Annotated in this window: 12 protein-coding genes; 4 read left to right on the top strand and 8 right to left on the bottom strand. The window is 62.0% G+C overall.

Annotated elements, in window-relative coordinates:
• Window positions 1–70: 70 nt before the first annotated feature.
• The 6 genes from AAFX91_RS10300 to AAFX91_RS10275 form a co-directional block, all read right to left on the bottom strand.
• The gene (locus tag AAFX91_RS10300) at window positions 71–1156 is read right to left on the bottom strand and encodes an ABC transporter permease (RefSeq protein WP_394566378.1); all 1086 of its coding nucleotides are present in this window, start codon (window positions 1154–1156) and stop codon (window positions 71–73) included.
• The gene (locus AAFX91_RS10295) at window positions 1156–1920 is read right to left on the bottom strand and encodes an ATP-binding cassette domain-containing protein (protein WP_394566377.1); all 765 of its coding nucleotides are present in this window, start codon (window positions 1918–1920) and stop codon (window positions 1156–1158) included. Before AAFX91_RS10295 ends, AAFX91_RS10300 begins: the two co-directional genes overlap by 1 nt.
• Window positions 1921–3273, bottom strand: coding sequence for a carbohydrate porin (locus tag AAFX91_RS10290; RefSeq protein ID WP_130582551.1), 1353 nt, complete (start codon window positions 3271–3273; stop codon window positions 1921–1923).
• Window positions 3274–3431: 158 nt separating this feature from the next.
• Window positions 3432–4493 carry an ABC transporter permease gene (locus AAFX91_RS10285; RefSeq protein WP_282527907.1) on the bottom strand — a complete coding sequence of 354 codons (1062 nt, stop codon included), beginning with the start codon at window positions 4491–4493 and terminating at the stop codon, window positions 3432–3434.
• The gene (locus tag AAFX91_RS10280) at window positions 4490–6016 is read right to left on the bottom strand and encodes a sugar ABC transporter ATP-binding protein (RefSeq protein ID WP_394566376.1); all 1527 of its coding nucleotides are present in this window, start codon (window positions 6014–6016) and stop codon (window positions 4490–4492) included. The genes AAFX91_RS10285 and AAFX91_RS10280 overlap by 4 nt, the downstream gene beginning before the upstream one ends.
• Before the next feature lie 64 nt (window positions 6017–6080).
• A complete protein-coding gene (locus AAFX91_RS10275) occupies window positions 6081–7046 on the bottom strand; it encodes a sugar-binding protein (RefSeq protein ID WP_394566375.1) in 966 nt (321 codons plus the stop codon).
• Window positions 7047–7287: 241 nt separating this feature from the next.
• Between AAFX91_RS10275 and AAFX91_RS10270 the strand changes: the two genes are divergently transcribed.
• The 3 genes from AAFX91_RS10270 to AAFX91_RS10260 all read left to right on the top strand — a co-directional run bounded on the left by AAFX91_RS10270 (window position 7288) and on the right by AAFX91_RS10260 (window position 9807).
• Entirely contained in the window at window positions 7288–8565 is a 1278-nt protein-coding gene (locus AAFX91_RS10270) for an ROK family protein (RefSeq protein ID WP_394566374.1), read from the top strand.
• Window positions 8566–8644: 79 nt separating this feature from the next.
• Window positions 8645–9403 (top strand): SDR family NAD(P)-dependent oxidoreductase, encoded by a 759-nt coding sequence (locus AAFX91_RS10265; RefSeq protein ID WP_394566373.1) that lies wholly within the window; start codon window positions 8645–8647, stop codon window positions 9401–9403.
• Between the two features lie 167 nt (window positions 9404–9570).
• On the top strand, window positions 9571–9807 hold the full coding sequence (locus tag AAFX91_RS10260) for a hypothetical protein (RefSeq protein ID WP_394566372.1): 237 nt from the start codon (window positions 9571–9573) through the stop codon (window positions 9805–9807).
• A 51-nt stretch (window positions 9808–9858) separates the two neighbouring features.
• On the opposite strand, the gene AAFX91_RS10255 is transcribed toward AAFX91_RS10260, so the two are convergent.
• Entirely contained in the window at window positions 9859–10683 is an 825-nt protein-coding gene (locus tag AAFX91_RS10255; RefSeq protein ID WP_394566371.1) for an LOG family protein, read from the bottom strand.
• Between the two features lie 239 nt (window positions 10684–10922).
• On the opposite strand from AAFX91_RS10255, the gene AAFX91_RS10250 reads away from it, so the two are divergent.
• Window positions 10923–11945 carry an LLM class flavin-dependent oxidoreductase gene (locus AAFX91_RS10250; RefSeq protein WP_394566379.1) on the top strand — a complete coding sequence of 341 codons (1023 nt, stop codon included), beginning with the start codon at window positions 10923–10925 and terminating at the stop codon, window positions 11943–11945.
• A 607-nt stretch (window positions 11946–12552) separates the two neighbouring features.
• On the opposite strand, the gene AAFX91_RS10245 is transcribed toward AAFX91_RS10250, so the two are convergent.
• On the bottom strand, window positions 12553–12963 hold the full coding sequence (locus AAFX91_RS10245; protein WP_394566370.1) for a PAS domain S-box protein: 411 nt from the start codon (window positions 12961–12963) through the stop codon (window positions 12553–12555).
• Window positions 12964–13400: the final 437 nt, after the last annotated feature.

Genomic DNA, 13400 nt, shown 5'->3' with positions numbered 1-13400 from the left:
GCGCGAAACTACTTCGCCGTCGTCGCCATTGCCGCCACTCTGCTCTGGATAAGGTAACTGTCCACACGGCCTAGGCCATGCGCGATCGGATGCGATCGACCAGCACCGCCACGATGATGATCACGCCCACGAGGGCCTGCTGCCAATAGGAGTTGACCTGCGCGAGCACGAGGCCGTTGCGGATCACCTCGAGCAGCACGCAGCCGACAATGGCCCCGAGCGGGCCGCCGACGCCGCCGGCGAGATTGGCACCGCCGATGACGGCGGCCGCAATGACGTTGAGCTCGTAGGACGTCGCCATGTTTGCCGGCGCCGATCCGAGCCAGCCGGAGATGATGATGCCCTGCAGACCCGCCGCGAGCGCGCAGATCACATAGACCTCGACCTTCACCCGCACGACCGAAATGCCAGTCAGCGCGGCCGCCTTCTCATTGCCGCCGAGGGCAAAGACGTGACGGCCGAAACTGGTGTGATGCAGCACGACCGCCATCGCGACCGCGAGAACCACGAGATAGATGAACGGCGCGGGCATGCCGAACACAACGCCCGATGTCAGCGCATAGAAATAATCGGCGTCGGGGCCGCCGGGAAAACTGCCGCGGCCGTTGGAGACGACGTAGCCGAGGCCGCGCACGATCGAGAGCATGCCGAGCGTGGTGACGAAAGGCGATAGCCCAAGCACCGCGATACAGAAGCCGTTGACGAGGCCGACGATCAGCGCGACGCCGAGCCCCGCCAGGAGCGAGACGAGCAGGATCAAACCCGGCACATTGGCGATCACGGTCTTGCCGTCGGCGGCCAAATGCACGAACCACTCCGCGGCAGGCGTGCCCGGCGTCGAGATGTGCGTCATGACCATCGAGGTGATCATCGCGGAAAAGCACATCATCGAGCCGACCGAGAGATCGATGCCGCCCGTGATAATGACGAAGGTCACGCCGAGCGTCGCGATGGCGATGAAGGAAAAATTCTTCGCCACATTCTGCATATTGCCTTCGGTGAAGAAATAGGGGCTCGCGAAGTTCATCACCACGAACAGCGCCACAAGCGCGAGCAGGACGTAACCGGTCTGCGAGGCAAAGATGCCGCTCTGCCACCATTTGGCCTTGCCGACATTGGTGAAGGTGATGATGGGAGATTCCGGGGGCGTGGCCATCACGCGGCCTCCTTCGCTCCCGTGATGAGGGAGGTGACTTCCTCGGGGCTGGTGTCGCCGATCGCCTTGTCGGCGCGCTTCTCGCCGCGGCGCATGACGACGACGCGGTCGCAGACCGCGAACACGTCGGGCATGCGGTGCGAGATCAGCATCACCGCGACTCCCTGCTCCTTCAGGCGGTGAATCAGGCTTAAGACCTGCTCGACTTGGCGGACCGAGATCGCGGCCGTCGGCTCGTCCATCATCACGAGCTTGGCATTGGAGAGCCGCGTCCGCGCGATCGCCACCGCCTGACGCTGACCGCCCGACATCTGCTTGACGAGGTCGTGCGGACGGGTCTCCGACCGCAGCTCTCCGAACAATTCCAGCGCACGCGCCGCCATCGCCTTGTGATCGAGAAAGGCGAATGGACCAAATTTGCGTTTGAGCTCGCGGCCGAGGAAGACATTGGCTGCCGCCGTGAGATTATCGGCGAGCGCGAGGTCCTGGTAGACCACCTCGATTCCGACCGCGCGGGCATCGATCGGACGGGCGAAATGAACCGCCTTGCCGTCAAAGCGAATCTCTCCGTGACTCGGCGGGAAATTGCCGGCGATGATCTTGACGAGCGTCGACTTGCCGGCGCCGTTGTCTCCCATCAAGCCAACCACCTCGCCGGGGAAGATGCGCATGTCGACCCCGTGCAGCGCGCGAATGGCACCGAACTCCTTGCCGATGCCTTTCAACTCCAAGACCGGCTGCCCGGCAACGTGAGGGGTTACCATTCAGAAGTGGACCTCGGTGCGCATACCAAGAACCCAGGCATTGTCGGTCTTCACGCCGTCGGCATTATACCCGCGCCCGCCGGGATTGATCACATACTGGACGTCGAATTTGAGGTTCATCCAGCCGGTTGCCTGCCAACCGTACCAAGCTTCGATCGGAACTTCGTTACCGCCTGCATTCGGGCTGAGAGCGGCCGAGTTCACGTGGGTCGTGCCCACCGCGAAGCCGACTTCGTCCTGGGGGCGCGACGCGAACGTTCCGGTGTGCTTGACGCCCCAGGCGATCTGGTAATCCTGGTACGACGTCCGGTGATCGGCGACGGTCGTATTGAGGAAGGTATACCAACCCAGCGCGCCGGGACCATCAACGGTCAACCGCTGCAGGATCGACTCATAAACGCCGAAGCGGCCTCTTTGATCTCCCAGATTTTGATCCGGAACACCGCCGACACCCGGGATGGTAACAATGATACCCGGGAGGCCACCATCAATCGTCGACTGACTGTCGTACCAGCCGCCCAATCTCCAGGTCCCGTACAGGGCACCGCTCGGGCTCCAGGTCAGCTCCATCGGCACGAATACACCCGAGACTGGTTTTGAGGAGGGGATGCCCGGCAAGAAGTACGTGCTGGGTTCTGAGGTCGTCAGATAATTCGGATTGGAGTCGTAGACGCCGACCGAAAACGTCCATTCCTTGGCGAAGTTGTAGTGGACGACACCGGCCCATTGGCTCACCGGCCAGTTGTAGATGTAGCCCCCCAGGATGTTGCCGGGCTGGCCGCCGCAGAAGGTCAGGTTGATGAACTCGCACAGACCGAAGAAGAAGTCGGAGCCGACTGGAAGACGGCCGCCCTTCAGTTCAAGGCGGTCATCGAACAGCTTCTGCGAGTAGTAGAGTTGGGTCAGGCGAAAGATATTGCCGCGGCCGAAAACTTCGTTGGTCAACTGCAAGGCCGGAATGCCTGCCTCGGTATTCAGGTTGTCGCCGAAACGCTGGACCAGCGTGAGGCCGACCGTGCCGCCCGGGATGCCGGCAAGCTTCGCCATATCGAGCTTGGCCCCGAACCACAGTTGTCCGGCGTTGGCCGCGGTATTCCTGTTTCCGCCCGACAGGTTGCCGACGGATTCATTACCCAGCGTCAGGCCAATATCGATGCCCTGCTCCTTCAGCTTGGTCCTGCCGAGATCGCCAAACAGGTATGGCCTTGTCCAGAAATCATCCGCCGCGACATAAGGAAGGGGCGGAGCTTTCGTTGAAAAATCGGCCGCATGCGCTCCTCCGCTCAACAGAGACGACAAAGCAATCCCCACGCCGCACACACGTGCGGCGTTTACAGACCTATGCAAAAACATCTTGTGGTACTCCCAGCGTCCCCGGCTTTGCTTATTTTGTGTCACGTCCCCGCCCAAAGCCTCGCGCCTGGAACGTGCTCCCTTCCCAGCACACGCCGATTTTGGCTGCCGAAGAAGCGGCCATCTGGAGCGCCTGGTCGTGGTTCTCTATCGAACTGTCATGCCTGATCGCCCATACTCGTTGGCAACGCAGCCGCGCCGCGCGGTGATGCGCTTTGCTTTCCTTGCACAAGTGTCGATTTCGGCGCCGTACGGGCCAGGCCGGCCAGCACCATCTTGCGCCGCCGACGGCTCTGCAATTGCTGATCCGCCAGCACGCCGAGCAGAATCACCGTCCCCATCACTGCGAAGTTCAGGGAATTGGGAATGCCCAGGATGTTCACCAGGTTCTGCAGCACCTGCAGCAGCGCCGTCCCCAGCACGATACCGAGAATGGAGCCCTCGCCGCCGCGCAGGCTGCACCCACCCAGGACGGCAGCCGCGATCGCATAGAGTTCGTAGAAGTTGCCGAACGAACTTGGAGAGACCGAGTTGGTGTAGAACACAAACAACACGGTCGAAACCCCGGCGAGCCCGCCGCTGATGATGTAGGCGGTCGCGATCACGATATCCGTGTTGATACCGGAGAAGCGCGCCGCTTCCTCGTTTTTGCCCACGGCATAGAGCCAGCGCCCGTAGACCGAGCGGTGCAGCAGCACGCCGAGGATCAGCGCAAGGATGATCAGGAAGACGAAGGTGTTCGGGATACCCGCGATATTGCCGGAGGCGATGTTGCTCAGTGTGCTGGCCTCGTCACCGTAGCCGAAGCCGCGTGTCGAATCGCTCGTATAGTAGCGGGCGGCGCCGCGATAGATCAGCAACCCGCACAGTGTCACGATGAAGGGCTGCATTTTCAGCCGTGTGATCAGGAAACCCTGGATGCCCCCTAGCGCCAGTCCGCCCAGCAGGACCAGCAGCAGCGCGAAGGGCCAATAAATCTGATAAGTCGTCAGAAGGTCGACGAATACGACGCCAAGCAGCGCGAACATCGAGCCGACCGAAAGGTCGATGCCTCCGGTGATGATCACAAGCCCCACGCCGAGCGCGAACACGCCGAACAGGCCGATCAGATTGGCCATATTCAGCAAGTTCACCAACGATAGGAAGGCTGGGTTGATGGCGCCCGTGATGGCGGAGATCACCACCAGCAGCAGGCACAGGCCAAGTTCTTTCTTCATCATGGCGCAACAGCTTCCATGGTTTCCAGCGCTTGGCCGACCGCCAGCCGCAACACGTTGTATTCGCTGAACTGCTCGCGCTCGAGCACGCCGCTGACACTCCCTTCATGCATCACCGCCACCCGGTCGGAGACGCCGATGACCTCCTCCATGTCCGAGGAGATCATCACGATCGCGACGCCCTGGTCGGCGAGGTCGCGCATCAGCACATAGATCTCGCTCTTGGCACCGACATCGATGCCACGGGTCGGCTCGTCGAAGAACATCGCTCGCGGCTGCATGGAAAGCCACTTGCCCAGCACCACTTTTTGCTGGTTGCCGCCGGAGAGCGTCACGGCCTCGATATCGATGCTCGGCGCCTTTATGGACAGGCTCCTAACCTGTTCTTTCGCGACCTTGCGCTCGGCCGCGCCGTTTACGAGCCACATCCGCGCATAGTTCAGCAAGCTCGCGAGCGTCACGTTCTCCCGGATCGGCAGTTCAAGCACTAGCCCGGATTTCTTGCGGTCCTCCGGCACCAGATAGATCCCTTGCCTGATCGCGTCCCGCGGCGACGCGACACCGACCGGCGCGTTGTCGATCCTGATCTCGCCACCCAGCAGCGGGTCAATGCCGAAGGCCGCGCGGGCGAGCGAGGTGCGGCCGGCGCCCACGAGCCCTGCCAGGCCAAGAATCTCGCCGCGCCGCACGGAAAGATTAATCTGCCGGTCGGGAAAGGCTGATGTCACGAGGCCGACGATGTCGCAGCCGCCCGGCTGCGACGGCCGTTTCGGCGGCGTATACAGCGCCTTCAAGTCGCGGCCGATCATCAGCCGGATCATTGCGGCATGGCTCAGCTCGTCCCGCGCCAGCTCCCCTACCGTGCGCCCGTCGCGCAGCACCACGACGCGGTCAGCGCAGGTCATGATCTCGCCCAGCCGGTGAGAGATAAAGATCACTGAGATGCCGTGCGCCTTCAGGTCGGCAATCACCTCCAGCAGCCGTTCTGTCTCCGAAATTGTCAGGCTGGAGGTCGGCTCGTCCATGATGATCACGCGGGCGTCAATCGAGAGCGCCTTGGCGATCTCCACCATCTGACGCTGCGCGATGGACAGGTCGTCGACCAGCGTGTTCGGCGTGAAATCGGCGCCCAGCCGCTCCAGCAGCGGCGTCACGCGGGCGCGCATCTCCGCGTTGTCCACCAGCTTCAGCGGGCCGCCAATAAGCTTCTCGCGCCCAATGAATACGTTGGCCGCGACGTCGAGATTCTCGAACAGGTTCAGTTCCTGGTGCACGAAGGCGACGCCGGCCCGCGTCGCCCCGCTCACCGTCATCCGGGCGTGGTCGTTGCCGCCGATGCGGATCACGCCCTCGCTCGGCGCGATCACGCCGCCCAGCACACGCATCAGCGTCGATTTGCCAGCGCCGTTCTCACCGATCAGGCCCAGCACCTCGCCGCGGTACACGCGCAGGTTGACGTTGTCGAGGGCCCTGACACCGGGATAAGTCTTGCTGATCCCGGCAAGTTCAAGCAGCGTTTCCGCCATTTGGCGTTTCCTCCCGCACAACGCCCGGCCGCCTGTGGCAGCCCGGCGGTGAAGCATACTGAAGTCACTTCTTCAGCAGTTCCTTCAGAGATGCGGTGAACTCCGCGACGTTGGACTTGCTGATCACCTTGGTCGGCACGATCAGCTTGCTGTCCGCTGGGATCCAGGACTTGTCGCCGTTCAGCGTTTTGATGATGTTGGTGGCGGAGAGATAGCCGAACTCGTACGGCTGCTGCACGACCGTGGATTCGATCGTGCCGTCGGAAATGCCCCGCAGCGTGCGCTGGTCCTCGTCGAAGCCGACAATCTTCACCTTGCCGACCTTGCCCGCTGCCTTCACCGCGTCATAGATCAGCGGTGTCTCGTAGCTCCACAGGCCGGACAACAGCGCAATGTCGGGATATTTGACGAGTACGTTCTCCATATTCGCCTTAGCCTTGGCGAAGTCCACCTGGTCGGTGAACACGTCGACCAGCTCGACCTTGGTGCCGGCGATCGCTTCCTTGATACCCTGCACACGCTCGCGGGCGTTATCAGCGTCCATCGTTCCGACAAACAGCGCGATCTTGCCGCCATTCGGCAGCGCCTTCTTGATCTCCTCGCCCGCCTGCCGCCCAGCCGCGACGTTGTCGGTGCCGATATAGGCGAGACGATTGCTCTGCGGCGCGTCGCTGTCCGTCGTGATCAACACGGTCTTGGCCGCAACCTTGTTGAGTTGTTCGGTTGCGTGCGGCGCATCGTCTACAGAGATAGAGATGCCGGCGACGCCGCGTACCAGCAGGTCGTCCAACTCGCGCCGCTGGCCCGCCGCGGTTCCATCGTTGGTGACGATCAACTCGATATTGTATTCCGGGTGCTCCTTCTGCGCCTTCTCGAGCCCGCGGCCGGCGATGGTCCAGAAGTCAGCCGCGACATTGGTCACCAGCGCGATTGTCTTTTTCTGCTGCGCCTGCACCACCCCAGTGGCCATCACGAGCGCGGCTGCGCCCGCCAGCAGCGGCACGATCAATGTCTTCATTGAGCTCTTCATGTGCACCTCCCTGTCGTCACCCCGGTATGAGGGGATCCACGCGCGGCGCTTCTTGCGCCTTATTTTGTTTACACTACGAATAAATTATCGGAACACAATCTCGAGTCAAGGATGTTGTTGCCGATTTTCTCGCGCAACGATAGTATAATTGGTACGATAAGGTAGCCTTTATTGTTCTTTTTGGCCATCTCCTGCGTCTCACGCGTTGATTAATTTCACTGAACGAATTAAAAATGGCCGCATGGATGAGCAGCCCGAGCCGCCGAGACGTGCTTCAAGCGTGGCCCGCGGATCGAATCGCGGCCGCCTCGTCGAAGTCTTGCGACGTCAGGGACCATTGCCGCGCGTGGAGCTCGCCCGCAGCACGGGGCTGAGCTTCGCGGCCATTTCGGCCATAACGTCGAGACTGATAGCGGAAGAACTGTTGTGCGAGGCCGAGACCGACACCGGGGCGGCGACGTCGTGGCCCGACGATACCGACGAAGAGGATGCGGACGGGCTGAATGGCCGTCGCCGTGGCCGGCCGGCGGTACTGCTGACCCTGAATCCGGAGTTTGGCCGCATCATTGCGGTCTCGCTACGCATGAACCTGATTGAGACGCTGATCGCGGACTTCAGTGGCTCTGGCTTGGCGCAATCGCGACTTGCACTCACGACGCGCGCTCTCGATGCAGATGCGTTGTGCGATCTCATGATCGCGCAGATCGATGCTGTGCTTGACGCGACGGCAACGCCGCGCCATCGGCTGTTGGGAATCGGGATTGCGCTGCAGGGCATCGTGAACGCCGACACCGGACGGCATCTGTGGAGCCCGGCGCTGTCGGTCACCGACATCGATCTGGCGAAGCCGATGCGTCAGGCATTCGGGGTCGAGGTCGTGATGGCGAACGACGCTGTCGCAGTTGCGCTGGCCCTCGCAGCCGCGGAGCCGGCACTGGCGCAGGGCCTCTCGGCCACGATCATGGTCGGCCACGGCGTCGGGATGGGCGTCGTTGTCGACGGTGAAGCGCGCTGGGGCGCCGGCGCCGGCAGCGAGATCGGCCATGTCAAGTTGGCGCCGAACGGTCCGCAATGCCGCTGCGGCCAGCGCGGCTGCATCGAGGCCTATCTCGCCGACTATGCGCTCTACCGCGACGCCCGCACCTTTCTTGACCTGCCGCCGGCGGCGTCGCAGCAGCCGTCCGAGGCGCAGATGGCTCTGCTGCGCGAGCGAGCACTGGGCGGCGATCCCCGTATCGAGCACTTATTCCGGCAGGCAGGCCACGCGCTTGCAGAGGCGGTCGCCGCAACGATATCGGTGCTGCGCCCGCACCATGTCATCCTGGCGGGCCCCGGCCTGCAGGCATTTGACATGATGCGCCGCGCCTATGAGGAGCGGCTCGACCAGGCTGTGTTACCGTGGCTGCTCAAGTCCACGGCAATATATGTGCGTCCAAGCGAGTCGGCGGCAATTGTCGACGGCATGGTGCGGCGGACGCTGCGGGTCGTGGACCGAAGCCACATCGAGACGACCGAGTGAACACCGGGAGCCGTGGCCCTTGTTTGAGCCGCAGCCAACGCAACCGACGCCCTTCAGGCGCAAAATCGAGAGGATGCCAATGCAGGGCGCCATCTATCCAAGTCTCAAGGACCTGACTGTACTGGTGACCGGCGGCGGTTCCGGCATCGGCGAGGCCATCGTCCGCCGGTTCGTCAGCCAAGGCTCGCGGGTCGGTTTCATCGACATCGATGTGGAGGTCTCAAAGCGGCTGGTGGCCAGCCTGCCGGCGCATGCGAGTGTGCACTTCGAGCACGCCGATCTACGCGACATCGCCGCCCTGAAACGCGCGGTCGCAGGCGTCCGCGAGGCGTTCGGACCGATCACCATCCTGGTCAATAACGCGGCCCGCGACGACCGTCACGCGATCGAGGACGTCACGCCGGAATACTGGGACGAGCGGATCGCGGTCAATCTGAAACATCAGTTCTTTAGCGCCCAGGCGGTCGCGCCGGATATGATCCAGGCAGGGGGCGGTTCGATCGTCAATATCGGCTCGGTGAGTTGGGTAATCGGCCAGGGCAACATGCCCTGCTATACCACCGCCAAGTCCGCGGTTCAGGGCCTAACCCGTGCGCTCGCCCGCGATCTTGGGCCGAACAATGTGCGGGTCAATTCCATCCTGCCCGGATGGATCATGACCCAGCGGCAGCAGGATCTATGGTTGACGCCCGAAGGTGAGGCCGAAATCATGCAGCGGCAATGCCTTAAGCGCAAGCTGGTGCCGGACGACATCGCCCGCGTCGTCCTCTTCTTCGCCGCCGACGACAGCGGCGCCTGCACCAACCAGAACTACATCGTCGATGGTGGCTGGGTCTAACCATATTGCCGACTGCGCCGACGAGATCTGGCGAGCTAGACGGATGCGTGTCGAGCCTGAAGTGCACCGTCGCAGTCAGACAATCGCGATAAGCCTTCGTTCCTGGCGAAGGCAGTCGCCGGTATTTCCAGATTGTCCAGCCTACCCGTGTCGGTCATGCTGCGATGATGAAAAATCATTCTGCCGCGAGCGGATCGGATATCTTGCTGGGTGTGATCGCGATCCGGCTTGCGGCCCTGGTTGTGACAGGTTCAATCTTGCTGCTGTTGCCGCGGCAACCTCGTGACGACGATTCAGCCTGCGCCCTCCCCCTCGCGGACAGGTCTGACTTGCAAATTGCATCGAAGGCAGAACGCGTACGCGTCAGCGATCCGGTGGCGGGCGACATGCTCCTGCATGACTAGGGCATGATCCGGAAAAGTGGATACCGGTTGCTCCGCGCCGTCCGTCGCCGATCAACCGGCTGGGGTAGTACCATGCGCACGCAAGCCACGGCGAACCAGTGAGGCCCAACCGTCTTCCGCGGTCTCCGCAAATTCAAAGAGACCGAGGTCGGCCGCAGAAATCATGCCCTCCTCGACGAGGGCCTCGAAGTTAATGATTTTGCGCCAATACCTCTCGCCGAACAGCACAATGGGCGCTGGAGGGGCCTTCCGCGTTTGCTGCAGCGTCAGCACCTCGAACATCTCGTCCATGGTTCCGAAACCACCGGGAAAAATCGCCAGAGCGTTCGCACGCATGGCCAAATGCATTTTGCGCATTGCGAAGTAGTGAAATCGGAAGCTGAGCTCTGGTGTGATGTAGCGATTGGGACTCTGCTCATGTGGCAGGGTGATGTTGAATCCGATACTTGGAGCACCGACGTCGGACGCGCCTCGGTTTGCCGCCTCCATGATGCCGGGGCCGCCGCCAGTGGCGACGACATTGTCCCGCCATCGGTTCTTGGGATCGAAGGCGCCGCCGCGTTGCGAAGCGATGCGCCCGAATTCGCGCGCGACCTGGTAGAACTCCGATTGCTGCAGCAATCTCTCGGCCACCTTCTTCTCGGCCTCCGTCCGAGCCGCTTCGGCGGCGGCCGCAGCCTGCTCCGGAGACGGCACACGCGCGCTGCCAAAAACGATGATAGTCGAACGGATCCCCCAATCCCGCAACGCGAGTTCGGCTTTGGCATATTCGAGGGCAAAGCGAATCGATCGCATCTCGTCGCGAAGCAGAAATTCGGTATCTTCAACCGCCAGCAGCGTGCTCCGCGGGCCATGCGGGGTCGTCTGTTCATTCATATCGCTATTGTCCATTCTGCAGATTAAATTCGACACGTTCTACGGTACCGCTAGCCATGACGCCGGGATATTGCCTCATCGAATCTATCAAAATATAGGTCAATCATGCTACTCGACGCTCGCAACCTGCTGCGGCGGATCGTGCGCACAGGGCGTTCACGCGCTCGCGCGCATCTGATCCGGATTGCTGACGGGCAGCAACCTCGAATGTGCGTCCCAAGGGTTTACACTGAATGTCTATGAAAAAGATCGGCTTTCTATCGTTCGGGCATTGGACGCCTTCACCGCAATCGCAGACGCGATCGGCATCCGACGCCCTTCTGCAATCCATCGATCTTGCCGTTGCCGCCGAAGAGTTGGGAGCGGACGGTGCGCATTTCCGTGTGCATCATTTCGCTCGTCAGCTCGCCTCGCCGTTTCCGTTGCTGGCAGCCGTAGGCGCCAAGACCCGCCGGATCGAGATCGGTACGGCAGTCATCGACATGCGCTATGAGAACCCGCTGTACATGGCCGAGGATGCGGGCGCGGCCGACCTCATTGCCGGTGGGCGCTTGCAACTCGGCATCAGCCGCGGATCACCCGAGCAGGTCATCGATGGGTGGCGCTACTTCGGCTACGTTCCACGCGACGGCGAGACCGCTTCCGACATGGCCAGGCACAATACGGAGATCCTGCTCGAGCTGCTGCGCGGCGAGGGCTTCGCAAAGCCCAATCCGCATCCGATGTTTCCGAACCCTCCAGGCCTCTTGCGCCTCGAGCCGTACTCGGAAGGCTTGCGCGACCGCATTTGGTGGGGCGCCGGGTCGAACGCCACCGCGGTCTGGGCGGCCAAGCTGGGCATGAACCTGCAAAGCTCCACCCTGAAGGACGACGAGACCGGAGAGCCGTTCCACGTCCAGCAAGCCAACCAGATCCGGGCTTTCCGCGAGGCCTGGAGCGCGGCTGGTCACAAGCGCGAGCCTCGCGTGTCAGTCAGCCGCAGCATCTTCGCGCTGGTCGACGACCGGGACCGCGCCTACTTTGGACACAGTGGTCAGGACGCGGACCAGGTCGGCTTCATCGACGAAAAAACCAAAGCAATCTTCGGCCGCAGCTATGCCGCCGAGCCGGACGTGCTGATTGCGCAATTGGCCAAGGATGAAGCTATCGCGGAGGCCGATACGCTGCTCTTGACCGTGCCCAATCAGCTCGGCGTGGATTACAACGCGCACGTCATCGAGGCGATCCTGACTCACATCGCTCCCGCGCTTGGTTGGCGCTAACCTCTATTGTGTGGTGCCGCCGGCAGCCCGGTGCGGGCACTGGCGCTGTGGACCCGCGCAACGCTATTTGATCGTCGCGTGCACAGTGATTACCGATGTGCCAGAAGCCGTCGGCCCCTGTCCCACTGCTTTGATGGCAAAGGTATCGCTTCCCTTATACCGAGCCTTCGCCCTGTATTCGTAAGTCGTCATGTTAAGCTTTTTCAAGCTGCCGTGCGCCGGCTTCTGTGAAATGTCCGAGCTACTCACCGTGCCGCGTATCGTAATCGGAAATAGGCAACTTTCTCCAGAGGTGACGCTAATGTCGCCGGTCGAATTCTCGCCCCAATCCGCTACTTCCAGTAATCTGGGACAGTCAGAAGCGGCCATCGCTACAGATACGGACATTGAGCCTGTAGCTACAGCGCTAAGCATCAAAACAGCGACTCTAGACAACCGCATAGCAGACTTCCTCGTTTTCGCGCAGGCCCCCGCCTCGATCGTGCCTTAGAGGGCCGTGATTGACGCAGCGTCGATGGCGGCATTGCCGGACGTCCAAGAAAACTTGGCTATCACGGACGCATCAACGATCCTGCCGGGCCGGTTGAAAGTGGCATCTGCGAACATCTCAGGAGGCACGGGTCGCGGCACGCTCTCGTTCGATGCGTTCGGTCACGTCTCGTGCCACGGCAACCGAGCCAAGCACTTCGCCAGCGGCGCTGTCCTTGACGATCGCGAATGTCATCTCAACGTAGACCTTGCGTCCGCTCTTGTGCAAGGCGCGGGTCAGCGTGGGCTTGCCTTGAAGCTTCATGACGCCGCCAGTCATTGCGGCCTCAAAGCCGCGCCAATGCGCGGCCCGCAGATGCTCCGGGATGATCAGATCGAGGCTTTGGCCGAGCACCTCCTCCAACGAATAGCCAAACAACGCGGTGGCGGCGGGATTCCAGCGGGCAATCGTGCCGGAGCGATCGGCGTAAATCACCGCATCGGCCGTTTGATCGAGAATTCTTTCCGCTAACTCGGAGCGCTCTTCCATGGGGGGCACCTGTTTGGTTCTGTCACGTCTAATCTTTCTGCGCAACTCGGCTTACATGGCATGATGGTCACGGCTTTGCGGCGAAGCCATAGAGCTTTTCAGGATTTTCTACGAGCACGTGTCTCACGGTTTGCTCGTCCGGCAGCCACGCCCACAAGGCATCGAGCACATCGCCGTCGCCGGGCATGGCACGATAGCGCACCGGATGCTTGGCTGGACGATGACGCAGCGGTCCAGCCCGAGTGTTCGCATGACGAAACGATAGGCGGAAACTCTCTCTGTGCAGCCGGCAGAAAGCGGTCATAAGGCCCGATAACGTGCTACTTCCCGACCTTCGGCCAGCGCTATGTCGGACTGGCCAGCAGCGCCGCGCTTTGGTCGAACGTGCTCGCCACAGCGGTGATGGGGACGACCTGCCTGATGTTGCGCTGGCCCGC

This window comes from Bradyrhizobium sp. 31Argb (assembly GCF_043638955.1).
In the GTDB taxonomy this organism is placed as follows: Bacteria; Pseudomonadota; Alphaproteobacteria; order Rhizobiales; family Xanthobacteraceae; genus Bradyrhizobium.
Note: the sequence above shows the minus strand (reverse complement) of the source record. Positions and strands in the feature narration are given on the sequence as shown.